This is a genomic window from Actinotignum timonense (assembly GCF_900155575.1).
GTDB classification, from domain to species: Bacteria; Actinomycetota; Actinomycetes; order Actinomycetales; family Actinomycetaceae; genus Actinotignum; species Actinotignum timonense.
This window is the reverse complement of record NZ_LT706966.1, coordinates 2,024,688-2,049,183: the sequence shown is the minus strand read 5'-3', so window position 1 is coordinate 2,049,183 and position 24,496 is coordinate 2,024,688. Positions and strand designations below refer to the sequence as shown.

The 24,496-nt window shown below is 62.0% G+C and carries 17 protein-coding genes; 13 read left to right on the top strand and 4 right to left on the bottom strand.

Annotated elements, in window-relative coordinates:
- The 3 genes from infB to truB all read left to right on the top strand — a co-directional run.
- On the top strand, positions 1–1,958 hold a 1,958-nt coding region (gene infB, locus CZ322_RS08720; protein ID WP_087070978.1), incomplete at its 5' end, for a translation initiation factor IF-2.
- Positions 1,959–2,047: 89 nt separating this feature from the next.
- Positions 2,048–2,596 carry a 30S ribosome-binding factor RbfA gene (gene rbfA, locus CZ322_RS08715; RefSeq protein WP_087070977.1) on the top strand — a complete coding sequence of 183 codons (549 nt, stop codon included), beginning with the start codon at positions 2,048–2,050 and terminating at the stop codon, positions 2,594–2,596.
- Positions 2,565–3,695 carry a tRNA pseudouridine(55) synthase TruB gene (truB, locus tag CZ322_RS08710; RefSeq protein WP_087070976.1) on the top strand — a complete coding sequence of 377 codons (1,131 nt, stop codon included), beginning with the start codon at positions 2,565–2,567 and terminating at the stop codon, positions 3,693–3,695. Before rbfA ends, truB begins: the two co-directional genes overlap by 32 nt.
- 98 nt (positions 3,696–3,793) lie before the next feature.
- Here truB and CZ322_RS08705 read toward each other — a convergent pair whose 3' ends face one another.
- Positions 3,794–4,693 carry a DUF4862 family protein gene (locus tag CZ322_RS08705; RefSeq protein WP_087070975.1) on the bottom strand — a complete coding sequence of 300 codons (900 nt, stop codon included), beginning with the start codon at positions 4,691–4,693 and terminating at the stop codon, positions 3,794–3,796.
- On the bottom strand, positions 4,694–6,175 hold the full coding sequence (locus tag CZ322_RS08700) for an MFS transporter (protein ID WP_087070974.1): 1,482 nt from the start codon (positions 6,173–6,175) through the stop codon (positions 4,694–4,696). It abuts the gene before it with no gap.
- Between the two features lie 291 nt (positions 6,176–6,466).
- On the opposite strand from CZ322_RS08700, the gene CZ322_RS08695 reads away from it, so the two are divergent.
- Together CZ322_RS08695 and CZ322_RS08690 are read left to right on the top strand one after the other, a co-directional pair.
- The gene (locus CZ322_RS08695) at positions 6,467–8,890 is read left to right on the top strand and encodes a sialidase family protein (protein WP_087070973.1); all 2,424 of its coding nucleotides are present in this window, start codon (positions 6,467–6,469) and stop codon (positions 8,888–8,890) included.
- 79 nt (positions 8,891–8,969) lie between these two features.
- A complete protein-coding gene (locus CZ322_RS08690; RefSeq protein ID WP_087070972.1) occupies positions 8,970–11,207 on the top strand; it encodes a sialidase family protein in 2,238 nt (745 codons plus the stop codon).
- Positions 11,208–11,386: 179 nt separating this feature from the next.
- On the opposite strand, the gene CZ322_RS08685 is transcribed toward CZ322_RS08690, so the two are convergent.
- The gene (locus CZ322_RS08685; RefSeq protein ID WP_087070971.1) at positions 11,387–12,340 is read right to left on the bottom strand and encodes a carbohydrate kinase family protein; all 954 of its coding nucleotides are present in this window, start codon (positions 12,338–12,340) and stop codon (positions 11,387–11,389) included.
- 239 nt (positions 12,341–12,579) lie between these two features.
- Between CZ322_RS08685 and CZ322_RS08680 the strand changes: the two genes are divergently transcribed.
- From CZ322_RS08680 to CZ322_RS08660, 5 genes are all read left to right on the top strand, one after another.
- A complete protein-coding gene (locus CZ322_RS08680; protein WP_087070970.1) occupies positions 12,580–13,569 on the top strand; it encodes a bifunctional riboflavin kinase/FAD synthetase in 990 nt (329 codons plus the stop codon).
- 51 nt (positions 13,570–13,620) lie between these two features.
- Positions 13,621–14,001 carry a phage holin family protein gene (locus CZ322_RS08675; RefSeq protein WP_026428556.1) on the top strand — a complete coding sequence of 127 codons (381 nt, stop codon included), beginning with the start codon at positions 13,621–13,623 and terminating at the stop codon, positions 13,999–14,001.
- A gap of 285 nt (positions 14,002–14,286) precedes the next feature.
- Positions 14,287–14,556 carry a 30S ribosomal protein S15 gene (gene rpsO / locus CZ322_RS08670; RefSeq protein WP_016442511.1) on the top strand — a complete coding sequence of 90 codons (270 nt, stop codon included), beginning with the start codon at positions 14,287–14,289 and terminating at the stop codon, positions 14,554–14,556.
- A 274-nt stretch (positions 14,557–14,830) separates the two neighbouring features.
- Entirely contained in the window at positions 14,831–17,269 is a 2,439-nt protein-coding gene (locus tag CZ322_RS08665; RefSeq protein ID WP_087070969.1) for a polyribonucleotide nucleotidyltransferase, read from the top strand.
- A gap of 92 nt (positions 17,270–17,361) precedes the next feature.
- Complete coding sequence (locus CZ322_RS08660) at positions 17,362–18,675, top strand: M16 family metallopeptidase (RefSeq protein WP_087070968.1); 1,314 nt, start codon at positions 17,362–17,364, stop codon at positions 18,673–18,675.
- Positions 18,676–18,717: 42 nt separating this feature from the next.
- On the opposite strand, the gene CZ322_RS08655 is transcribed toward CZ322_RS08660, so the two are convergent.
- Positions 18,718–20,766, bottom strand: a complete 2,049-nt coding sequence (locus tag CZ322_RS08655; protein ID WP_087070967.1) for an ABC-ATPase domain-containing protein — start codon at positions 20,764–20,766, stop codon at positions 18,718–18,720.
- A gap of 37 nt (positions 20,767–20,803) precedes the next feature.
- Between CZ322_RS08655 and dapB the strand changes: the two genes are divergently transcribed.
- The 3 genes from dapB (at position 20,804) to CZ322_RS08640 (ending at position 24,215) form a co-directional block, all read left to right on the top strand.
- Positions 20,804–21,550, top strand: coding sequence for a 4-hydroxy-tetrahydrodipicolinate reductase (gene dapB, locus CZ322_RS08650; RefSeq protein ID WP_087070966.1), 747 nt, complete (start codon positions 20,804–20,806; stop codon positions 21,548–21,550).
- Positions 21,551–21,559: 9 nt separating this feature from the next.
- Positions 21,560–22,468 (top strand): 4-hydroxy-tetrahydrodipicolinate synthase, encoded by a 909-nt coding sequence (gene dapA / locus CZ322_RS08645; RefSeq protein WP_087070965.1) that lies wholly within the window; start codon positions 21,560–21,562, stop codon positions 22,466–22,468.
- Between the two features lie 70 nt (positions 22,469–22,538).
- The gene (locus tag CZ322_RS08640; protein ID WP_087070964.1) at positions 22,539–24,215 is read left to right on the top strand and encodes a ribonuclease J; all 1,677 of its coding nucleotides are present in this window, start codon (positions 22,539–22,541) and stop codon (positions 24,213–24,215) included.
- Positions 24,216–24,496 lie beyond the last annotated feature (281 nt).

Genomic DNA, 24,496 nt, shown 5'->3' with positions numbered 1-24,496 from the left:
CCCGCAGCGGCGGGCGTTCACGCGGCGGCTCCACCGCCGGTGCTTTCGGGCGCCGCGGAGGCGGCGGAGGCCGCAAATCCAAGCGGACCCGGCGTGAAGAATACGAAGCACAGTCCTCGCCGATGCTTTCCGGTGTCCAGGTTCCTCGCGGGGATGGCTCCACCGTGGTGCGCCTGCGCCAGGGTGCTTCGCTGGCGGACTTCGCCGAACGTATCGGTGCGTCCTCGGCGGCCCTCATTACCGTGCTCTTCCGCATGGGTGAAATGGCCACGATGAACCAGTCGCTGGACGAAGATACCTTCAAGCTGCTGGGCGCTGAACTCGGCTACGAGGTGGAAGTTCTCTCCGCCGAAGATGAGGATCGTGAAATCCTGGAGAGCTTCGATATTAACCTCGAAGAAGAAGAGCTCCTGGAAGACGAAGAGAACCTCAAGCCGCGTCCCCCGGTTGTTACCGTTATGGGCCACGTGGACCACGGTAAAACCAAGCTTCTCGATGCGTTCCGCCATTCGCGGGTGGAAGGTACCGAATCGGGCGGTATTACTCAGGCCATCGGTGCTTTCCAGACCGATATCGAATACGAAGGGGAAACCCGGGCGATCACGTTCATCGATACCCCCGGTCACGAAGCCTTCACCCAGATGCGTGCCCGCGGTGCGGATATTACCGACATTGCGATCCTCGTGGTCGCCGCGGACGACGGCGTGATGCCCCAGACGGTGGAAGCTATCAACCACGCGCAATCCGCGGGTGTGAAGATCATCGTTGCGGTCAATAAGATCGACGTGGAAGGCGCCAACCCGCAGAAGGTGCGCAGCCAGCTGACCGAATACGGCCTCATCGCCGAAGAATACGGCGGGGACACCATGTTCCTCGACGTGTCGGCTAAGCAGCGTATCGGCATCGACGATCTGCTCGAAGCCATCCTCTACGTGGCGGATGCCGAGCTAGAACTCAAGGCCAATCCGGATCGCACCGCGCGCGGTGTTGCCATCGAAGCGAAACTCGATCAGGGCCGCGGCTCGGTGATTACCGCCCTGGTGCAAACCGGTACGCTGCGGATCTCCGATCCCATCGTGGTGGGTATTGCTCACGGGCGCGTGCGCGCCATGTTCGATGCCAGCGGCAACCCGGTCAAGGAAGCCGGCCCCTCCATGCCGGTCCAGGTGCTCGGTTTGGACGCGGTGCCCTCCGCCGGGGATGCTTTCCTCGTGGCGGACGACGAACGCACCGCACGCCAGATTGCCGAACAGCGCGAATCGGCCCAGCGGGCGGCTTCCCTGGCGCGGCGTCGTAAGCGTGTGTCGCTGGAGAACCTTGGGGATGTCCTCAAGGAAGGCAGCGTCGAAACGCTCAACCTTATTATCAAGGGCGATTCTTCCGGCGCCGTGGAAGCGCTGGAATCCTCGCTCCTCGATATTGAGGTCGACGACGAAGTGGCGCTGCAGATCATCCACCGTGGCGTGGGTGCCATCACCCAGAACGACGTCAATCTCGCAACCGTTGATAACGCCGTCATTATCGGCTTCAACGTGCGCCCCGCCGAACGCGTGGCCGATATGGCCGAACGCGAAGGCGTGGAGATGAAGTTCTACTCGGTCATCTACCAGGCCATCGAGGAAGTGGAAGCGGCCCTCAAGGGCATGCTCAAGCCCGTTCTCGAGGAAGTTCAGCTGGGCAGCGCCGAAGTGCGCCAGCTCTTCCGCTCGGGCAAGGCCGGCACCATTGCTGGCTCCATTGTCCGCACCGGTGCGATCAAGCGCGGGGCGAAGGCCCGGTTGGTACGCGACGGCGTCGTGGTGCAACCCGAGCTCGAAATTGTCTCGCTGCGCCGCGAAAAGGACGATGTTACCGAAGTGCGCGAAGGCTACGAATGCGGCATTACGCTCGGCTACCGCGATATTCACGAAGGCGACATTATTGAAACCTTCGAGATGCAGGAGAAGGCCCGCAGCTAGGGGACTGTCCTGAGGAACGTTGCGGCCCGCCGGCTCGCCACTGGCGCTGGCGGGCCGCAGCATATCCACCAGCAATAAAGGAGATGAAGATGGCTAATCCCCGTGCGGAACGGGTAGCGAAACGTATCCAGCAGATCGTGGCGCAAACCATTAACACCCGTATGAAAGACCCGCGGCTGAATATGGTGACCATCACCGATACCCGCGTGACCGGCGACCTCCAGCACGCCACCGTATTCTTCACCGCCATCGGGCATGAGCACCAGGTGAAGGACGCCGCCCGCGGGCTGGAGGCGGCCAAGGGCGCGCTGCGCTCGGAAGTGGGGCGCCAGCTCGGCTTGCGGCTTACCCCGACCCTGGAATTCGTGGCCGACGAACTACCCGAAGGAGCCCGCACCTTTGAGGATGTATTGGCCGCGGCCCTGCACCGTGACGCCGAACTGGCGCGCAATGCGGAGGGGAAGGAATACGCGGGGGAAGCTGATCCCTACCGCAAGCCCCGTGAGGTAACGGAGGACGACGGCGCCGCACCGTCCGGTACCGGTGCGCCCTCGGGCCCCGTCGCACCGTCGAGTATCGCGGCACCGTTAGCGCCTGAGGCATCCCATGAAACCGATGCGCCAGAATCCCTGGCCTGATCTGCCCCGCGCGCAGCATCCGGCGCCAAGCGGCGTCCTAGTTATTGATAAACCAGCCGGGGTGACCTCGCACGACGTGGTTGCCGCGCTGCGCCGTCTATGCGGCATCCGCAAAGTGGGGCACGCCGGTACTCTCGACCCGATGGCCACCGGGGTGCTCGTGGTGGGAATCGGCGCGGGTACTCGACTCCTCACCTACCTGAGCGGGGCCGATAAAGATTACCGGGCCACGTTCACGCTCGGCATCGGCTCCGATACCGAGGATTGCACCGGTACCGTCACATCCGCCCCAGGTTTTTCCGGTACGACGGCGCAGCTCGACGCTGCCCTTGCCTCCCTTCAGGGTGATATTTCGCAGGTGCCCTCCGCGTATTCGGCCAAGAAGATCGCCGGGCAGCGTGCCTACGACCTGGCCCGGGCCGGGCAGGACGTGGTGCTCGAAGCGGTGCCAATCCATATTGCCCGCCTGGAACGGAGCGGGGAGCTCCGCTGGCGCCAGTCGCAGGTCAGCGGTACGGCGGCGCTGGACGGTCCGGCTCTGACAGATAGTCCGGCGCAATTCGATGGGGCGGCGCCGGTAGAGGCTCAAGCGGGAGCTGTGCCGGTTGCGGATGTTGATGTGGAGGTGAGCTGCTCCTCGGGTACGTACGTGCGCGCCCTTGCCCGCGATACCGGGATAGCGTTGGGAAGCGCAGCCCTTATGAGCGCGCTGCGGCGTACCCGCGTGGGTGGCTTCCGGCAAGACGAGGCGGTGAGCGTAGCGGAACTGGCGCAACTGGTGCGGGGCGGGGCGCAGCCCTCCGTTATCCCACTGGCGCAGGTAGCGGCTCGCGCACTCCCGACGGTGCAGATCGAGGCAGCCGAAGCCGAATCCGTGCGCCACGGCCAGTTCCTTGAGGCACGGGGGAGAGCAGTGGCCCCCGCCGTAGGAATGGCGCAATCGCGTACTGTAGGTGCGGGAACGGTATCGGGACAAGCACCCGGTGCGGAAAGCGAAGCTGGCACCGTCGCCCTGCTGCACGGCGATGAGCTTGTTGCGGTGGCACGCCGGCACGGGGATTCCTTCCGGCCGGCCACCGTATTCCCGCCCGGCGCATAAATACATAGCTACGTAGACACATAGGTGCATAAAAATCCCCGCGCCGGCACCTCTGTGGTGACGGCGCGGGGTGATGCACGCGTAGCGATAATGTGCGGTTAGTTCGCTACCGCGGCACGGTGGATATGTTCGAGCATGGCCACGCGCTCGGGCAAGGAAGCATTGGCCGGTACGCAGATCTTGGCACCCAGATACTGCGCCCCGCCCTCGCGAGCGGCATTGGCGCAGCGGGTGATTTCCTCCGCCGTCATAATCGACGTCGGCTCATCGGCGTGGGAGGGGAGATGCCCATCAATCCAAGAGTAGCCGTACTGGGTTTCTGCCGGGCCCGCCCCGGAGAACATGAGGCCGGCGAGCACGCCCGCCTGTGCACATGCCTCGATATGCGCGAAAGCAGTATCCGCGCTGCGTTCCTCGAGTGCGGAGCGGCCCCAGTTAATGTGGATACCCAGGCCCAGCTCCTGGCAGATGGCGATTTCTTCCTCGAGAGCAAGGAAGCCCTTTTCCGGAGCTTGACCTTCGATATAGCGGTCACAATGCTCAATCACAGGAACTGCCCCGGACCAATCCCACTCCGATAGCTCGGCAAGGGAGGCGCGGAAAGCTGCGCCGTCGGCCTGCTTGGTGGGGGCCGAATGGAGCTGCACCTTCGTGATGACGGGGCGGCCACTGAGCTGGGCGAGGGAAGCAACGGCGTCGCGGATCTCGCGCGTGAAGGCGAGAGCGGCCGTGCGGCCCTCCTCGTCGGGGGAGGCCAGTCCGAAAGCCGGGTTTTTGCCGACGTTCTGCATGGTGCCGGGAATCGCGGTAATTGTGTTAAGCGTCCAGTGCGGGGCGATGACGCCCGCTATGGCCTTGGGGTCACCGGCGAGGACTCCGGGGAAAGGAATTTCGATTCCGGAGATCCATTCCTGCTCTGCCAGCAGGCGATAGTAGTCAGGTTGCAACGCTGGTTCGGGGAGCGATGCATAAGCCCCAACAACGAAGGGGAGTGTCATTTATTTTCCTTCCAAAATAATTTCGTCGTCGCCGTCCTCGGGACGAACGGCATCGGCATTAACCAATTCTTGCAGGCGGCGCGGAATATTGGCGCCGATAGAGATCATGACGATGGCGGCAAAACCGACGGAAAGAATAGCGAGTGCCATACCGAGGGACACCTTGGCCGCAACCGCGGCGCCGAGAACCGGGCCAACCGCACCGCCCAGAGCACCGACGTTGTAGCTGAAACCAAGGCCGGCAGCGCGCTTGTCCACCGGGAAGTAGCTGGATACCCACTTGGGGAGCAGACCGGAAATGCCCTGTCCGAACATCTGCTGGAAGAAGAGCAAGGCAGCGACCAGCACCACGTATTCGCCGCCCTGCATGAAGAGTGGGAAGACAATTGCTTGGGAAAGTAGCAGCGAAATAACGTACCAGCGGCGCATTCCGAAGCGGTCACCGGCGAAGCCTGCGATAATGTACCCGCACGCATTACCGAGCCCGGCGAAGGACACCACATTCGCAACCAGCTTCTGATCCATACCCACACCCTGGAGGTAGGTCGGCAGCAGCCCCTGAATCGGCCAGGTGTACATGAAGGAGGCGAAAATCGTCACCATAATGGCGATGCCAATAACCCAGCGGTTCGGGTCGAACTGGATAATGAAGTAAATGAAAATAACCGCGCAGATGAGCCCCAGCGCGGTGATGACGACGCCGCCGGACACGCTTTGGGTGAAGATAAGAAGCAGCGCAACGGAGGCAATAATCACCGCGGCGTAATTGATGAACTTGAGCTTGCCACCAAAAAGAACGGAAAGCATATCGTTCTTTTCAACGTGCCCTTTGTTCTTCGCTTCTTCCCAGTCGTTCGCTTCGGGGAGGGTTTTGCGCATGTAAATCGCGATGGCGATGGGCACCACGCCGGTGAGGAAGAGGGCGCGCCAGCCCCAGCCGGGATGGATGGAATCAACCCAGGTGACGAAGTATTTATCGACCTGAGCTGCCGCAATAACCCCGAACGCGTAGCCGGACAGGAGGAAACCGGAAGCCTTATTGCGCATATGGCGCGGCCAGGATTCGATGACGTAGGCGGCGGATGCGGAATATTCACCGGCCATGGCAAAGCCGATGATGAGGCGCAAAACGAAGAGAATCCAGAAATTCGGGGCGAGCGCGCACGCAATGGATCCGAAGGCAAACATGAAGATGGAGAGGATCATTGCGGGCTTGCGGCCGTACCGGTCACCAATGGCGCCCAACACCAGACCACCGAGCCACCGACTAATAAAGGCGGCAGAAATGAGCGAAGCGCTTTGGACCAGGGAAAGGTCAAATGTTTCTTTGATAGCGGGAAGAGCGAAGGCGATGAGCACGAAATCGTAGCCATCCAGAAGTACGCCTAGCCAAGCGGCGAAAAAAGCTTTCCAATCTTCACGCGAAAGATACTGGTACCAGCGCTTTGGTCGGGATGTTGTTGGGGAATGCGGCTCACTCATATCGGTGCCCTTCCTGAGTATTTCATCATTGAAAATAGTTGTTGAACTTCGGTTGTCTGACAACGGGAATAAACTACGCTCATGCCTTGAGCTGCGCAAGCGATGGTTAAGGAATTACCCAGTGCCGTCCTTGTGCAAAGTGAAATGACATTGCTAACCTGTCAGACAATTGGTGAATCAGTCACAGCGTCCCCGCGTTTGCGTTCTCTTTGCCAAGGGGAAAATAAATACGATAAACCCGCGATATTGCGGGATTCCCGCCATGATGTGGTGGAGGGAGAAGGAGACCTTATGGGTCATATACGAGAAAAAATTCAGAGCCTTGGCGTTGCCGGTGCCCTCGTGGTCGCGGGTGGGCTTGCCGTCGTGGTTCCGGATGCCTTGGCCGATACTGAGGGGGTAGTTTCTGGCGCTATTATTGATATTGACAATCGTTATGAACAAGCCGAGGGTGATCCCGGCCAGGACCTTGGCGCACATATTGGAAAAGTGAAAAATCTCACTGAGGGTGCGGTGGCGGTAACGTTCTCCACAACCCAGGATTCCGGTTCGGCGGCCCTCCTCAGTGCATCGAATTCCACGGAAGATTCCACGAATCTCACCCTCGCCCTGCGGCACGGCCATCTCTACTGGGAAGTCCGCAATGAGCCTGAATCCGGGAAAGGGTGGTTGGCCAAAGCCGATGCTGAAGATGCCGGCCCGGTCAATGATGGGCGCGAGCACACGGCAGTTGTGAATGTGACGGGGGAGAATACCGCCCTCTACCTGGACGGACAGCAGGTCTTCTCCACCACCTCAACGAGTTTCTTCGATGATGTGGACGGCCTGGATTCGCTGCGCCTCGGGGCTAACTATGACTCCCACGGGAAACAGTGGGGATTCGCGGGAACGGTGAGCCGGCTGCGGGTCTTCGGTACGCCCGTCACGCCCTCTGATGTGGCGCAACTTTCCCCCGCCCCTGAACCGATCCTGACGGTGGCCGATTCCCGCGCGGAGGTGCCGGAAGCGGTGCGAACCGCCGCACGTAAAGGAAAAATCACCTACCTTTACGATATTGACCCGCAGGCAAGCGCAAGCGCGGCCCTGCGCCGTGGTGAGACCTCCGTTCAGGAACTTTCGGTGCGCGAGGATGATCTCAGCCTGGCCCAGGGAGGGGAGCGAATCTCGATTCCGGGTACGTGGACCCAGTCTGCGCAGACAAGTGTCGCCGTCGTCGTTGATGGTGACGCAAGTAAGGTTTACGCCAACGGAACACTCATCGGACGTAAGAATCTTCCTGCGCATTCGTTAAATACGATCAACAACGTGGTGCTGGAACATGCCCGCCTGCGCGTCTTTGACGGTGCCCTCAACGATGCTGAAGTCAAGACTCTGAGCGGGTATAGCAACCCCGGGGAATTCGCCCTTTTCGATAGCGGGTATGAGGATGCGGCAAGCTACCGGATCCCCGCGTTATTGCGCACACGCCAGGGAACTTTGCTCGCCACAGCTGATCAACGCGTACCCAATGCTTATGACAGCCCGAATGATATTAACCTCGTGCTGCGCCGCTCAACGGATAACGGGAAAACCTGGTCGCCACTGCGCACGCTGGTGAATCTTCCTGGAAGCGGGAAGCAAGCGGCCTCGGTTATCGATTCCTCGATGGTACAGAACGAAAAAACCGGAAGGATCACGCTGCTTGTTGATCTTTATCCGGGCGGGGTGGGCCAACCGAATAATCATGTGGGAACCGGAATGAACCCGGATGGTTCCCTCGCGTTGAGCAGCGCCACCGGTACCACTTTTGCCCTCAAAGACGGCGTTGTTACGGATACGCAGGGCGGGCACACCGATTATGCGGTGACGGAGGACGGCACCGTTACCCTCAAGGGCGAACGCGTCAATAATGTGTACGATCCGCTGTCGCAGAAGGTCCCCAACGGTTTATACATGCAGCCCACCGCGTACCTGGTGGAAATGCACTCGGATGATGACGGCGACACCTGGAGCGCACCGCGGCACCTCAACAACCAGGTCAAAGAAGACTGGATGAAATTCATTGGCACCAGCCCCGGGTCGGCTATGCAGATCCACGGCGGGGAACACGATGGTCGCTTAGTTGTTCCGATTTACTATTCGAACGCGGTAGCAACGGTGTATTCTAGTGCGGTTGTTTATTCTGACGACGACGGCGCCACCTGGCAGCGCTCCACTTCCCCGAATGATGTGCGGGTCTTCAACGGCGGGGCGATCAACTCCCAGACGGTGCGGCAGGGGAGGGCCTCCCTCCATGAATCCGCCGTGGTGCAAACCGGTGAGAACGAACTGACCATGTATATGCGAAATTCCAATCCGGGCGGGCGTATCGCGGTGGCGCGTTCCACGGACGGCGGGGCAACATGGAGCGCTCCCGAATTTGATAAGAACACCCCCGATATTTTCAGCTTGCCAGCAGCGAAGAACCTGTCCGGGCATACAAACGAGGTGCTCTTCGCTAATGCCTCGGCTCGCTTGCCCTTCCGTGGCCAAGGCGTGCTGCGCTACTCCAATGATGGTGGCCGGACCTGGAAGAATTCGCGAACTTTCCAGGCGGGGCGGTACGTCTACCAGGCCATGGTGGAGCTGCCCAACGGGAATATTGGGCTGCTGTGGGAACGTGAATGGCAGGGTCTTTACTACACGGAAGTTCCGCGAGCGTGGCTGCTCGATTACCCCGCCCAACTCATCAAATAACGCCATATAACGCAATAAAAAATAAAGGCGCACCATGTACACGGCAGTGTCGCAATGATGCGGAAAGAAAGGAAACAACATGGATAAGGCGACGGTTGGTGTGAGCTGGATGTTCCAGTTCCGCGCCGGGATGGATGGCGATCTCGTCGCTGTTCGCGGAGCGGAAAAGGGCTGGGTGCTCTCAATCAAGGCGGGGAGCTTATTCCTGGCCGGATCGAATGAGACGATGGAATTTGCCCTGGATATGGAGGACACCGCAACGGTGAGTGACCGTACCTGGCACACCGTGGCAATTACCTCCAGCTCCGCCGGTGCGAAAATCTACCTGGATGGATACCAGTGCTTCTCCACAACCGCGGACCTTTCTCCGGCAGCGGTACCGGGATCAAGCGCTCTCGAGAGCGTGTGTGCCCCGGGAACCGATATTCGCGGACTAGAAAGCTACGACCGTGTTCTGAGTAGCGGCGATATTCTGGCCCTCAGTCCGGCCCCTGAACCCCTGATTGAGTTCGCGGCCTCCCACCTCTCCGATTATGACGTGGCCGATGTGGCGGAGCTACGCGCGGGCAGCGTGTTTTTGCGCTACCGGGTGCGCGGGCCGGGGCAGCACGGAACGATGCTCGCGGCGGCCGGCAACGGTGTCGAGCAACTGAATGTATCGGTGACCGAACGCGGTATCGAATATCGGGTGCTAGGCCAACGGGGCGAATGGCGCACCTTCCTCGCCGAAGGCCACTGGGATGAAGGCCGGTGGCATGATGTGGTGCTGCGCGTGGGGCACGGCGCCGTTCAGATTTACGTGGATGGCTTCATGGAGGCCCACCTGCCCGGTCAAGCCTTCTTTGATGCGGTTTCGGCTTGCGATGAGATCGTCATCGGGCAGGACACGGCTGGCTCGCGCCTCTTCGGCGAGGTGCGTAATGCCGCTGTGTATTCCACGATCCTCAACGATGCGCAGATTAAGAAGCTTTCTTCTGTTCCGCCGCTGGAAACCCAGTGTCTTTTCGATGCCGGGTTTCACAACTCGGTAAGTTACCGGATCCCCTCGCTTATCACCTTGCAATCGGGCGTCGTCGTCGCGGGTGCTGATCAACGTGAAACGATTGCTAATGATTCGCCGAATTCTATTAACTTCACGATCCGGCGCTCTTTCGACAGTGGGGAAACCTGGGACGATCTCCAGACGGTGCTCACCTATCCGGGACACGGGGCGAGCGGTGCCTCGGTGATTGATTCCTGCGTGGTGCAGGATAAAAACACCGGGCGCCTCATTGTGCTCATTGATCATTTCCCCGGTGGGATGGGGCAGCCAAACGCGGAAGCCGGAATCGGCCTCGATAAGGACGGGAATTTCATCCTCCACGATGGGAACGGGGCGAGTTTTACCTGGCTCCCCGACGGCAGTGTTATCGATGCCGAAGGCCAGGCGGCGCCCTACCGGATTTCTCCTCGCGGCAATGTGACGGTGCTACGCGACGGGGCGGAGACGCCGGGAGGGAACGTTTTCCTTGCCGACGGCGAAGACCTGCACCAGACCTTATTGACGAAGCGCACCTGCTACCTTCAGATGATTTATTCCGACGACGACGGCGCCACGTGGTCGGCGCCCCGTAACCTCAGTCACGAGGTGAAAGAAGAGTGGATGTCCTTCTGCGGTACCTCTCCGGGGAATGGAATTCAGTTGGAAGGTAAGAAGCACCGCGGGCGGCTCGTGATGCCGATTTACTTCAACGGTGTGCACACCACGTACTTCTCCGCCGCGGTCGTCTATTCGGACGACGGCGGGGAAACCTGGAAGCGCGGCGCATCCCCCAATGACGGGCGCATCTTTGAGGGGCGCCAGATTGAGGGGCGCACGCTGGATACTGAAAAAGCTGCAACCCACGAATCCACCCTTATCGAGCGAGCTGATGGCTCTGTGCTTATGCTCATGCGCAACCAGCATCCGAGCGGGAAAATCGCGGCCAGCATCAGCGAGGACGGCGGTGAAACATGGGGCGACGTCTACTTCGTTGACGCCATCCCCGAGATCTTCTGCCAGCCCAATGCGGTGATGTGGCCGACCGTAGATTGCCCCGAACGGGTGATCTTTGCGAACGCTGCTCAGCTGCGCCCCTACCGGGGACGGGGCGTGCTGCGCCTGTCGGAAGACGGGGGCCGAAGCTGGATTGCCTCACGCACCTTCAACCCGGCGCATTATGTGTACCAGTGCATGGCGATTATGCCCGATGGCGATCTCGGTTTGCTCTGGGAACGCGAGATGCAGGGCTTGTACTTCACGAAGTTGCCCCTCGGCTGGATCAACGCGGCGAAGTAAGCGCTGAGTAATAGTCCAGATGATAACGGTGGCGCCCGCCGCTCGGGATATTCCCCGCGGCAGGCGCCACCGTTGTTCTGTCAGCACGCGTGCGCGCCGGTGCGCGCTTTTGCGCACTCGTGCCACTCGGCAGGAGCGTGGACAGTTGGGGTGCCGGCAGTTTTCCTAACCCATTATTTTTATCGCAGCGCCGGATCGCCGGTGCGGACGGTGTCGACCTCCGCGGGAGTGGGGGAGTAGGCGCCGTCATGGCTGACGGTCAGCCCCGCCGTAATAACCGCCTGGTGCAGGGCGGGGCGCACGTCGGAGAAGTGGGCGGCGCGCAGGCGCTGCTTGGCTTCCACCGATCCGAGGAGCCCGGCTTCCATAAGCCCGGCCAACATCCCGGCCATGAAGGAATCACCGGCTCCCACCGTGTCTCCCAGCTCCACATTGAGCGGATCGACGACGAGCATATCGCGCTCCCCGGCCAGCTTGACATAAGCACCCCACGGCCCGCGGGTGACCACCACCATGCCCGGCCCGGAGGTAACCCACCGGCGCATAATCCGCTCCACCGGTTCACCCGGGTAGAGCCATTCAAGGTCCTCATCGGAGGCCTTGACCACATCGCACAGCGCCACCAGTTCCTCAATGCTCTCCCGCACCTTTTCGGGAGAACCCATAAGATCCGGGCGGGCATTGGGATCGTAAGAGACCGTGCCGGTCAGTGCCTGGCGCTTGACGGCGCGTAAAATCTTCTTGCTCGAGGCACCCACCACCGCAGAGTACGAGCCGCAGTGCAGGTGGCCCACCGTATCCGGGTCCGGGATCTCAGGGAAGTCCGATTCGACGTCGAACTCATAACGCGCCCGGCCCTCGGCGTCGAGGAAGGCGCTCGCGGTAGTAGTGCGGCTGGCGCCGTCGGATCCGGGGACGATCTCCACACCCATGGCGGCGGCCTGCGCGGCGATCCGTTCCCCGCGCTCATCGCGCCCGAACCAGGTGGCGAGCTCCACGTGCTGGCCGAGCCGGGCGACGCCGGATGCCACATTGAGAAGTGAGCCGCCCACGACCTCGGTGCCGGGTCCGCTTTCTCCCTCACGGATAATGATGTCCACAAGCGCTTCACCGGCGCTCACAAATCGTGCCATTGGTGCCTCCCATCGCCACAGCTGTTCTGCGCGCAGGCCCGGGGCACCGTAACCTGGCTGCCCGACGCTGCGCACGCTTTCTTCGCACACCAGTTTATCTGGAAAATCGCCGTGATTTTGGGGCATACGGGGCGCGGAAGACCCCGCCCCGTGGCATAAAAATGTCAAGCCCGGGTGCGCAAAAAATTCTGGTTTTTGCGCGGGTGGGATAACGGGGCGAATAAGCTACCCTGGAGAACGTGCAGATTTGGACATCTCCTTCAGATATTTCGCCGGATTTTGACCGGAGCGTCGTGACCTTCGGGGTGTACGACGGCGTCCACCGTGGGCACCGTGCCGTGCTCACCCGCGCCGTTGATATTGGCCGGGAACTCGGTTGGCCCGTTATTGTTCTCACGTTTGATCCCCATCCGGCCACCGTCCACCGCCCCGAGGCACATATCCGCCTCGTTATGAGCCTGCAAGATCGCATTAACCGCATTGAAACGCTGGGTGTGGATGCGCTCTACCTTCAGCATTACGACGCCGCCTACGCCCGCGCCACCGCCGCAGAATTTGTACGGGACCAGCTGGTGGGCCAACTCCGGGCCGGCTTCGTGGTGGTCGGACATGATGCCCGCTTCGGGGCGGGGAACACCGGGGACGAGGCGGTGCTACGATCCCTCAGCACGGAGCTGGGCTTCGGCGTGGAAATCGTAGGTGAGCGGTGCGATGCGGCGGGGGAACGGTGGTCCTCCACCCGGGTGCGCGCCGCGCTCGCCACCGGCAACGTTGATCACGCCGCGCAGATCCTGGGGCGCCCGCACCGTATCCACGGCACCGTGGTACACGGGGCGCGCCGCGGGCGCGAATTGGGATTCCCCACTGCGAATCTCAGCGGGGATGACCTGGGTGAAGTTCCGGCTGACGGCGTTTACGCGGGGTGGCTGGTGCGCCGTGTGCCGGGCGGCAGCGCTGAAGAATACCTCCCGGCCGCCATCTCCGTGGGCACCAATCCCCAATTCGATGGCCAGGAACGCACCGTGGAAGCCCACGTGCTCGGGCGTAGCGACCTCAATCTCTACGGGGAGCCCATCAGTATCGATTTCGTCTCCCGCATCCGCCCCATGCTCACATTCGGATCGGTGGACGAACTGCTGGCCCGCATCGACCTTGACGTTTTAGAAACAGCGGATCGCCTGGGTGTTCCGCCCGCCGGCCGCGTCCCACCCGGCGCCGTGCAAGCCTAGCGCCGCCTGCGCCGTCAGCAAACGGCGGGTCGCATTCGCTAGGGTAAGTGCATGAGTACATTCGCTCTTCGCGTCGCCATCAATGCTGTTGCGCTGTGGGTGGCCACGCTCCTCATTCCCGGTCTGGCAATGGTGGGGGAGGCCCCCGATACCCTCCGTCTTATCGGATGGTTTGTGGTGGCTGGCCTCATTCTTGCCATTCTCAACGCTGTCATCCGCCCGATCTTGAAGTTCCTGTCCTTCCCGCTCTATATCCTCACGCTCGGGCTATTCTCCCTGGTGATTAACGCAGCGATGATCTCGCTTACCGCCTGGGCCTCCCAGGGTTTGGCGGTGCACCTGGTGGTGGGCAGCTTCTGGGCGGCGCTCTTCGGCGGGATTGTGGTCTCCCTCGTCAATATGGTGCTCAGCGGCTTCGTGGACCGCTCGTAGCGCCCCGCCGGCCCCACCGCCCGGTCAGCCCCGTCAGCCCCGCCACCCCCACCGCCCGGTCAGCCCCGTCAGCCCCGTCAGGCCCGTCAGGCCCCACCGTCCGGTCACCACCACCGAGCGGCAAAGGGAAAGCGGGGAAGGCCACACCCGCACTGGCGGATACGCCAGTGCGGGGCGTCGTCGCCGTGTGCTAGAATTTTTAGGCCGTTTACATCGGCCACGGTAGCGTCATGCCTGGGAGAACATGCCCCGGAGCTCCGTGCAACGGAAACTAAGGAGAATCGCATGGCCCTCAAGCCTGAAGAAAAGCAGAAGATCATTGCCGAATACGCCACGCACGAGGGCGATACCGGTTCCCCCGAAGTGCAGGTGGCGCTGCTCTCGGCTCGTATTTCGCAGCTGACGGAGCACTTCCGCTCGCACATCCACGACCACCATTCGCGTCGTGGCCTCATGCTTCTTATCGGCCAGCGCCGCCGCCTTCTCAGCTACCTCGCTGAGGAAGATATCGAGCGGTACCGGTCGCTGATCGCACGCCTCGGCTTGCGTCGATAAGTACTTAAAGCGGCTCGGGTTTCATCCCGGGCCGCTTTCCGTATGCCCGCAGGCGTGAGAAGTGGCTCAGCATCGCCGCAAGTGAACTGTGCGCGGCGCTCAGCTGCTTGCTCGGGCATTACGATAGACAGGGTGCGGTGCGCCTACGCACCCCAACATGTGGAGTACCGCGAACGTGGTCTTCGGTGATGGTTGACGAAGGCGGGAACGCTAGGGCCCGTTTTCGTGAATTACCACTGATGGCCGCCTCGCGGCCGAAATAAAAGGAGGTCCCGTGGAGGGTCCCAATATTCATAGTGTGGAAGCCGTTGTTGATAACGGCTCCTTTGGAACACGTACTATCCGTTTCGAAACCGGGCTGCTAGCCCAGCAGGCCAACGGCGCCGCCCTGGCCTACCTGGACGGGGAAACCACCGTTTTCTCCGCCACCACCGCTTCGAAAAGCCCGAAGGAACACTTCGATTTCTTCCCGCTGACGGTGGATGTGGAAGAACGCTCCTACGCAGCAGGTAAAATTCCCGGTTCCTTCTTCCGCCGCGAAGGCAGGCCCGGTACGGACGCCATTCTGGCCGCCCGCCTCATCGACCGCCCGCTGCGCCCGCTTTTCACCAAGGGCATGCGTAACGAAGTGCAGATCGTGGAAACCGTGCTCTCCATCCACCCGGATGATGCCTACGACGTTCTCGCGATCAACGCCGCGTCCCTGTCCACCTCGCTGACGGATCTGCCCTTTGCCGGGCCGGTTGGTGGCACCCGCGTGTCCCTCGTGGACGGGCAGTGGATCGCCTTCCCGCGCTGGTCGGAAATGGCGCGCGCCACCTTCTCTATGGATATTGCCGGGCGTATTGTTGGGGACGACGTCGCCATCACCATGGTGGAGGCCCAAGCTCCCGAACAAACGGAAGCGAACGTGGCCGCCGGTGGCATTGCCCCCACCGAAGAAGTTATTACCCAGGGCCTGGAAGCTGCCAAGGGCGTTATCCGCACCCTCTGCGAAGCGCAGCTCAGCCTCATCAACGAATGCGGGAAGCCCACCGCGGACTACCCCTTCTTCCCGAATTACACCGACGCCCAGTTCGAGGCCGTCGGCAATGTTCTTGGTGATCGTTTCAACACCATCCTCGGGATTGTGGACAAGGTGGAGCGCGATACCGCACTCAATGACCTCACCGATCAGATCGTTTCCGAGCTGACGGTGCCCGCCGATGCCCAGTTCAACCTGGAAGAAGACGGCCCCGGGCTCGCCGCCGCGGTCAATGACCACTTCAAGGAAGTCATGCGCCGCCACGTCCTCACCGAAAACGTGCGTATGGACGGGCGCCGCCCCACCGATATTCGTTCGATTTCCGCGCAGGCCGGTGTGCTGCCGCGCGTGCACGGCTCGGCGATCTTCCAGCGTGGCGAAACCCAGATCCTCGGGGTAACCACCCTCAATATGCTCAAGATGGAGCAGCCGCTGGATAATCTTTCCCCGATTACCCACAAGCGCTACATCCACCACTACAACTTCCCGCCCTACTGCACCGGCGAAACCGGGCGCGTGGGCAGCCCCAAGCGCCGCGAAATCGGGCACGGGCACCTGGCCGAAATGGCGCTGGAATCCCAGCTGCCCAGCCGCGAGGAATTCCCCTACGCGATCCGCCAGGTCTCCGAGACGATGGGCTCGAACGGCTCGTCTTCCATGGGTTCGGTGTGTGCCTCCACGATGTCCCTGCTCAACGCGGGTGTGCCGCTCAAGGCCCCGGTTGCCGGTATCGCCATGGGCCTTATTTCCGCTCAGATTGACGGGGAAACCAAGTACGTGACCCTCACCGATATTCTCGGTGCGGAAGATGCCCTGGGCGATATGGACTTCAAGGTGGCCGGCACCCGCGACTACGTGACCGCGCTGCAGCTGGACACCAAGCTGGACGGCATCCCCGCGGAAGTCCTCTCCGCGGCGCTGTCCCAGGCCCGTGACGCCCGGCTGGCCATCCTCGATCTCATGAACCAGGCCATTGACGGCCCCGATGAGATGGCGCCCACCGCCCCCCGTATCCTCACCGTGAAGATCCCGGTGGATAAGATCGGCGAAGTCATCGGCCCCAAGGGCAAGATGATCAACCAGATCCAGGAAGATACCGGCGCGGAAATCACCATCGAGGATGACGGCACCGTCTTCATTGGTGCTGCCGACGGCGCCTCCGCGGAAGCCGCTCGTGACACGGTCAATTCCATCGCCAACCCGCAGCTCCCCGAAGTGGGCGAACGCTACGTGGGTACCGTGGTCAAGACCACCACTTTCGGTGCGTTCATCTCCCTCACCCCGGGCCGCGACGGCCTCCTCCACATCTCCCAGATTCGCCGCCTCGTGGGTGGCAAGCGCGTGGAGAACGTGGAAGATGTCCTCAATGTGGGCGACAAGGTCGAGGTCGAAATCGGCGAAATCGATGATCGCGGCAAGATCTCCCTGGAAGCGGTCGTTCCGGAAGGCGAAGCGAACGCCGAAGCGGAAAGCTCCGATCAGGGCGATAACGGCGCTCACGGCGAAGCGGAGGAGAGCGCCCCGCGGCAGAACCGGGCGCGTTCCCGTTCGCGCCGGCGCAGCGAGTCCTCGGCGCCCAGCGCACCCTCGGCAGACGACTCCGATGCTGACTCCAGCTCAAGTCGCGGTTCGCGTGGAAGTCGCGGTTCGCGGCGGCGTCGTCGCACCGTCCACACGGACGAAGACTAAAACCCGCGCCCACGGGCGCTAAGGCATAGTGAACTCCCCGAATGTTTCCGGACGTTCGGGGAGTTTGCGTAACTATCCAGAAAAGTATTCCCATGATGTATAGCGAACTGCCCCTTCCGCTTAACGCGGGCGCCAGTCTCAATATTGACGACGACGGCGCACTCCTACGCCGCACCGTCCTCCCCGGCGGGCTACGTGTCCTCAGCTACCGCCTGCCCCATATTCACTCCACCTACGTCAGCATGTGGGTGGGCGCCGGGTCCCGCGACGAAGTGGCGGAGACCCAAGGATCCACCCATTTCCTTGAGCACCTGCTGTTCAAAGGCACGAAGCGGCGCAGCTCCCTCGATATTTCGCGAGAAACGGACTACCTGGGCGGGGGATTCAACGCGGCCACCTCGAAGCAATACACCCACTATCACGGCCATATTTTTGACGAGGACCTGCCCCAGGCCATCGATATCCTCGCCGATATGCTCACCAGCGCGACCCTCAGCGCCGAAGATTTCGCGGTGGAACGCGGCGTTATCCTCGAAGAACTCGCCATGTATGCCGACGATGCCACCGATACCGCCATGGAAAAAATCCCGCAGCTGGTCTTCGGGGATCACCCGCTGGCGCGCCCCGTTGGGGGAACGGCGCAGACGGTGCGGGCCCTCCAGCACGAGGCGCTCCTCGAGCACTATCACGGGGTCTACCATCCCGATGAAGTGGTGGTGGTTGCCGCGGGCGCCGTCGATCACGAAAGGCTATGCGAACTGGCGGTGGAGGCGCTGAGCGCCGGAGGCTGGGACCTGAGCACGGAGCGCGACGCCCACCCGCGCCGTATCGCCCCGCCTATCGTCTACCAGGAAGCGCGCGAGCTGCACGTTCCGAAGGAAGTGGAGCAGGCGGCGGTTATCGTGGGGATGCCGGGGTTGAGCTTGACCAGCGAGGACCTGCCCACCTTGCTCGCCCTCAATGCGATTCTGGGCGGAGGAACCTCCTCGCGGCTTTTCCAGGAAATTCGGGAACGGCGCGCCCTGGCCTACTCGACCTATTCCTTCCCGATCAGCTACCGCGAAGGCGGCATGTTCTGCCTGGCGGCCGGTTGCGCCCCGCATAATGTGGGCACCGTGCGCGAACTCATGATGACCGAATTGGATCGCCTCGCCCGCGACGGAGTGAGCGAAGAAGAAACGGAATCCGCTTTCCGGCGCCTGCGCGCCGATATTGTGTTCGACGCCGAACGGGTGGGCACCGCCATGACCCGGCTCGGCACCTCCGAGCTGGTACGTGGCAGCCTCATTTCGCATGAGGAACACCTGCGCCGTGCCCGCGCCGTGCGCGCCGCAGATATAAACGAGCTGGCCCGCCGCATCGCGGCAGGCCAGCGTTCGTGCGTAACCGTGGGACCGGAGAACTAGCGGGCGCTCCGCTGGGCCGCTAGTTCGCTAGTCGGTTTTCGGCTATTCGGCGTCCTCCGGGCTAGGCGCGGATGGGGCGCTATCGCTCGATGGTGCAGACGGGGCGCTTTCGGCCGACGGTGCGGACGGGGCACTGGGTGCGGAGCCCACGCTCGGCGCCGACGGCGCGGCCGCCCCAGTCTCCGCCTCGTGCGCTTCCCTCGCATCCGCCGCGGGCTCGCTCGCGGCCGGCTCGCCCACCGGGGCGTGCACCACCTTGAGGGTGCGGTAGCGGTTGAGCGCCGCGGCAATATCCACCGCGCGCGGCCGGGCCAGGAAGGCCGGTTTTTCGCCGGCTCCCAGGGCATCCAGGCCGTGCGTGGCAATGGTCTCCTCCAGGCGTGCAATACCTTCCGGAACGGTGTATTTGCCGCGCAGGCACAGAGCGCGGGTGGGATCGGTCAGGGAGCGAATCGCCCAGGCAATCGCAGCGGTTTGGCCCGGATCCACAATCTGGGGCACATCGCTGAGATCAATATCAGCGCGGTCCAGAGAAATAAGATCCACCCCGCGCGACTTCGTTTTCGCCTTGACCCCGTGGGCCTTGAGGGGGAGCGGATAGCGCGGCGCCGGGTGCGTAAACTCGGCAATATCATTGCGCTCCCGCGGGTGCGCCGCGGCAACCTCCCGGGCCTGCTCCGTAACATCGTGGCACACATAGTGGTCCATGAGGAGCACCCGATCCGCGGCATCCAAATAATCGCCCGAGCCACCCATGACCATAATGGTGGAAATACCGGCGCGCGCCATACCAGCAATCCGATCCACAAAAGGCGTAATTGGTTCCTGGTTTGCCGGCACCAGGGCACGCATCCGCTCATCACGAATCATGAGATTTGTGGCCGAGGTGTCCTCGTCAATAAGCAAGACCCGCGAACCGGCCTCAATGGACTCGGCAATCGCGGCGGCCTGCGAAGTAGAACCCGAAGCATTTTCGGTGGAAAAATCAGTGGTATCCGTGCCATCGGGCAGGGAATTGATGAAAGCTGAGACATCCACACCGGTCACCCAGCGCCCATCGGCGGCACGCACCTTCATCGCGCTGGGATCCATGGCGACCAGCTCGCGCCCATCCCCGGGAATATGCGGGTAAACGCTGCGCTCCAGCGCGGAGAGCAGCGTGGACTTACCGTGGTAGCCCCCGCCAACGATCACCGTAATACCCGGAATAACCGGCATACCGGTCACTTCACCGGCATGGGGCAGCTGCACGCTTTCACGCAAATTTTCCGGGCTGGAGAAAGCAATGGCGTCACTCAAAGGCAGATCGGAAATACCCGACCGGCGCACCAGTACTGCGCCGTCGTTAATAAAACCAATCCAGCCGCGCTCCCGAATCACGTCCTGAAGGGCGAGATAATCCTCATACGTTTCCACATGTTTACGTAACGCGTCCCGGTGAGCCGCAAACTCTTCCCCTTCGGAGGAGAAATTGAGCGTGGCTTCGATGATCTCGGGAAGGTACTCGTCGGCGGTTTGGGCCATGGCATGCCCGAGGATCGTGCGCCCTTGCGCGGGGAAATGGCATTGGAAACGCAGCTCCACGTGATTGGCGAAAACGGTGGCGCTGGAGCGCTCCAGAATTTCTTGTCCCACTTTCGCGATGGAAATATCGCGAGAATGGCGGGCGCGTTCCGCAAAAGTACGGGCTAGGAAATCAGCAACAGCCAGGCGTTGCTCCGGAGTGGTGAGCAAATCAGCGGGAATCCCCACCTTCGCTGGATCGGCGGTCACCCGCAGCGCGGAGGGCGGTGCGTAGGGATCGGATTGCACCCGATCAATATGCACCGTGTACATGCCGTAGTCGTAATCGCCGATAACAGACTTGTAGGCAGGGTAATTGCGTCCGTCCAGTTCGTGGAGGCGGTCGATAAGGTCGACGTCGTCTCCTTCGACCCGCGCAAATTCGCGCCGTTCACGGGGCGCCCCGCCCCGCCTATCCCGACGGTCATATTGGCGATCCCGGCCCCCGCGCGGGCCCCGGCCTCCCCGGTAGTCCCGCCCGCCGCGGGCATCGTAACGTTCCGAGCTGTGCTCATATCCAAAACTCATAACACCTAGTCTATCCAGGCCACGTAGCATGGACGGTATGACTATCAACGTAGCTGTGGTGGGAGCGGCGGGACGGATGGGGAGCACCGTGTGCACCGCCGTCACCGCCGCCCCCGACATGAACCTGACCGCCCGGATCACCAAGGATGATCCCATCAACGCCCAGACCCTGGCGGGCGCCACTGTGGGAGTGGACTTCACCGTTCCCGATGCCACGGAAGATACCGTGCGAGCCCTCCTGACTCACGGCTGCCACGCCGTCGTCGGAGCGACGGGGTGGACTCCGGAAAAAATCGCACGGATTGAGGCCGTGGCCAAGGAAACGGGGCGCCATGTGCTCATCGCCCCGAATTTCGGTTTGAGCGCCGTGCTCACCATGATGTTCGCGGAAATGGCCGCCCCGTATTTCGAATCCGTCGAAGTGGTGGAAATGCACCATCCCGATAAAGTGGATGCTCCCTCGGGAACGGCGCGCGCCACCGCGGAGAAAATCGCGGCGGCCCGGGCGGCGGCCGGATGCGCACCCGCCCCCGATGCGACCTGTGGGCCGGCGCCCGCCCGCGGGGAGAAAATTGCCGGCATCCCGGTGCACGCGGTGCGCCTACGGGGCCTGAACGCCCACGAAACGGTGCTGCTGGGCAACCCGGGTGAACAACTCACCTTGCGCCAGGATTCCTTCACTCGCGAATCGTTTATGCCCGGGGTGCTTCTCGCTATCCGCGGCATTGACCAGCATCCGGGCGTGCAGGTGGGGTTAGAGCAGTATATGAGCTGGGGACGATAGGCTGAGCCCATGGACGAGCACACTTTGCCTTCACGCAGTTTCGGATCCGTCAGCGTTGCGATGGTGACCCCATTCCACGCCGACGGCTCCTTGGATGTTGATGCCGCGGTGGCGCTGGCCACCACTCTCGTGGACCAGGGGTGTGATGCCCTGCTCCTCTCGGGCACCACCGGGGAATCTCCCACCACGCACCAGCCCGAAAAAGATGTACTGGTGCGGGAAGTGTGCGCGGCGGTGGGGGATCGCGCCATGGTCATTGCCGGTGCCGGTTCTAATGACACCGCCCACGCCGTGCGCATTGCCCGCGGTGCCGAAAAAAGTGGGGCGCAGGGGCTGCTCGTCGTCGCCCCGTATTACAACCGCCCCTCCCAAGAGGGCGTGTACCAGCATATTTTGAACGTGACGGAAGCAACCGATCTGCCCGTCATGGTTTACGACATCCCGGGGCGCACCGGGGTGCGGCTCGAATTGGATACGCTGCTACGGCTAGCGGAGCATCCGCGCATCCTCGCCGTCAAAGATGCCACCGGGGACGTGGCGGGCGGTTTCGTGAAAATGGCGCGCACCGGCCTGGAGTATTACTCGGGGGACGACGCCCTCAATTTCGCCTGGCTCGCCCACGGTGCCTCCGGGGTGATTTCGGTGGCCGGGCACGTTATTGCGGCGCGTTTGCGGGCTCTGGTGGAGCAGGTCGATGCCGGGGATCTTCCCGCTGCCCGCCGGGAAGCCGCCGCGCAGCGCCATATTATTTCCGCGATTATGGGCAGCGGCCAGGGCGCCGTTATGGCCAAAGAGGCGCTCAAGCTCCTCGGGGTTATCCCCTCGGCAACCCTGCGGCTACCCCTGGTGGGAGCCTCCGCGGCGCAGATCGCGGAACTGGCGGAAGCGCTGCGCGCCGAAGGGCTCCTCGCGGACTAGCAGGCCACTAGTTTTACGCCCGGGCATGAAGCACCTATGGAAGCGCCCCGCTTCGTGAGAGAATACAGGGGTGAGTGATGAAGTGAAGAAATCTGTACCACCGCTGCGGGACGCCGTTCGTATCGTTCCCCTAGGTGGGCTCGGTGAAGTTGGCCGCAATTGCAATGTTCTTGAATACCAGGGAAAACTGGTGGTTGCCGATTGTGGCGTGCTGTTCCCCGAAGAAGCCCAACCCGGTGTTGATCTTATTCTCCCCAATCTTGACTACCTGGAAGATCGCCTCGAGGATATTGCCGCCATCGTGCTCACCCACGGGCATGAAGACCATATCGGGGCGGTGCCCTACCTGCTGAAAATGCGCCCGGATATCCCGGTGATCGGCTCCCAATTGACCATTGCTTTCGTGGAGGCGAAACTCCAGGAGCACCACATCACCCCGAATGTCACCGTGGTGGCCGAAGGGGATTCCATGAGTATCGCGGGCATGGAATTTGAGTTCATTGCCGTCAACCATTCCATTCCGGATGCGCTGGCCCTGTTCATCCGCACCCCGGAGGGCAATATTCTCATCACCGGTGATTTCAAGATGGACCAGCTCCCGCTGGACGGGCGCCTCACCGACCTGCGTGCATTCGCAGCGGCCGGGGATGAAGGCGTGGACTTGTTCATGTGCGATTCCACCAACGCGGAAATCCCCGGTTTTGTGCATTCCGAGTCGGAAATTCAGCCGGTGATCGATTCGGTGATCGGCGGGGCCACCGGGCAGATCGTCGTCGCCTCCTTCGCCTCGCACGTGCACCGGGTCCAGCAGGTCCTCAACGCCGCGGCCCACAATGGGCGCAAGGTTGCCTTCGTGGGCCGATCCATGGTGCGCAATATGAAAATTGCGGAGGACCTGGGGTATTTGGACGTGCCAGAGGGCACCGTCGTCGATCTCAAAAATATGAAGGACCTGCCCGAAAACCGCCGCATCTACATGTCCACCGGCTCCCAGGGCGAACCCATGGCGGTGCTTTCCCGCATCGCGAATCGTTCCCACCCCAAGGTGGCGATTAATCCCGGGGATACGGTGCTGCTGGCTTCCTCGCTTATTCCCGGAAACGAAAATTCGGTGTTCCGGGTGATCAACGGGCTTATCAAGCTCGGCGCGAATGTTATCCACCAGGGAAATGCGCGGGTGCACGTATCGGGGCACGCCGCCCAGGGCGAATTGCTCTACTGCTACAACATTTTGCAGCCGGCCTACGCCATGCCCATTCACGGGGAGGTGCGCCACCAGGTCGCTAATGCCGGTGTCGCGGTGAAAACCGGGGTGCCTGCCGATAATGTGATTCTGGCGGAAAACGGTTCGGTTATCGATATGATCGACGGCGAAGTTCGCCTTGTCGGCTCGGTGCCTTTCCAGAATATTTACGTGGACGGCTCGTCGGTCGGGGATATTACCGAATCCGAACTCAAGGACCGCCAGATCCTCTCCAACGAAGGCTTTATTGCTATTTTCGCGGTGGTGGATACCAATGCGCGGCGCATCGTTACCGGCCCGCACCTCCAGGCGCGCGCCATGGCCGAAGATGAAACCGTCTTTGACAGCATCACTCCGGAAGTCACGCGTGCCCTGGAAGAAGCCGTGGCGAAGGGCTCGGATAGCTACGGGATGCAGCAGGCCATGCGGCGCGTGGTGGGGCGCTGGGTCTCGCGTAAATTGCGCCGTTCGCCCATGATTATTCCGACCGTCGTGGAGGTGTAGTCCCTCTCGCATGCGGCGCGCCGGGAGGGGCAACTTTTTGCACAAAGGCTAGGCTTTTGATGTGAAGTTTCAGCGACGTGTCAAAAAAACCGAGAAAGAGACGACGGCGCCCGCGCGCCGTCCGTCCCGCCGTACCGCACCGTCCGCTAACGGTGCGGGTATGGAGCGGGCGGAGGGGCGCCAGCTGACGGGGAATGTGCGCAACGCCCTCGTGGCGACGTTCCTCGGTCTCGCGGTTATTGTGGCACTGCGCGAATGGTTCAATATTTCCGGGGTGCTCG

Excerpts from the sequence above, each read along its gene's own strand:
- CZ322_RS08690 (WP_087070972.1), top strand. The coding sequence starts at position 8,970 with ATGGATAAGGCGACGGTTGGTGTGAGCTGGATGTTCCAGTTCCGCGCC.
- CZ322_RS08655 (WP_087070967.1), bottom strand. The coding sequence starts at position 20,766 with ATGAGTTTTGGATATGAGCACAGCTCGGAACGTTACGATGCCCGCGGC.
- CZ322_RS08700 (WP_087070974.1), bottom strand. The coding sequence starts at position 6,175 with ATGAGTGAGCCGCATTCCCCAACAACATCCCGACCAAAGCGCTGGTAC.
- CZ322_RS08695 (WP_087070973.1), top strand. The coding sequence starts at position 6,467 with ATGGGTCATATACGAGAAAAAATTCAGAGCCTTGGCGTTGCCGGTGCC.
- CZ322_RS08660 (WP_087070968.1), top strand. The coding sequence starts at position 17,362 with ATGATGTATAGCGAACTGCCCCTTCCGCTTAACGCGGGCGCCAGTCTC.
- dapA (WP_087070965.1), top strand. The coding sequence starts at position 21,560 with ATGGACGAGCACACTTTGCCTTCACGCAGTTTCGGATCCGTCAGCGTT.
- CZ322_RS08675 (WP_026428556.1), top strand. The coding sequence starts at position 13,621 with ATGAGTACATTCGCTCTTCGCGTCGCCATCAATGCTGTTGCGCTGTGG.
- dapB (WP_087070966.1), top strand. The coding sequence starts at position 20,804 with ATGACTATCAACGTAGCTGTGGTGGGAGCGGCGGGACGGATGGGGAGC.
- truB (WP_087070976.1), top strand. The coding sequence starts at position 2,565 with ATGAAACCGATGCGCCAGAATCCCTGGCCTGATCTGCCCCGCGCGCAG.
- rbfA (WP_087070977.1), top strand. The coding sequence starts at position 2,048 with ATGGCTAATCCCCGTGCGGAACGGGTAGCGAAACGTATCCAGCAGATC.
- CZ322_RS08705 (WP_087070975.1), bottom strand. The coding sequence starts at position 4,693 with ATGACACTCCCCTTCGTTGTTGGGGCTTATGCATCGCTCCCCGAACCA.
- CZ322_RS08685 (WP_087070971.1), bottom strand. The coding sequence starts at position 12,340 with ATGGCACGATTTGTGAGCGCCGGTGAAGCGCTTGTGGACATCATTATC.
- rpsO (WP_016442511.1), top strand. The coding sequence starts at position 14,287 with ATGGCCCTCAAGCCTGAAGAAAAGCAGAAGATCATTGCCGAATACGCC.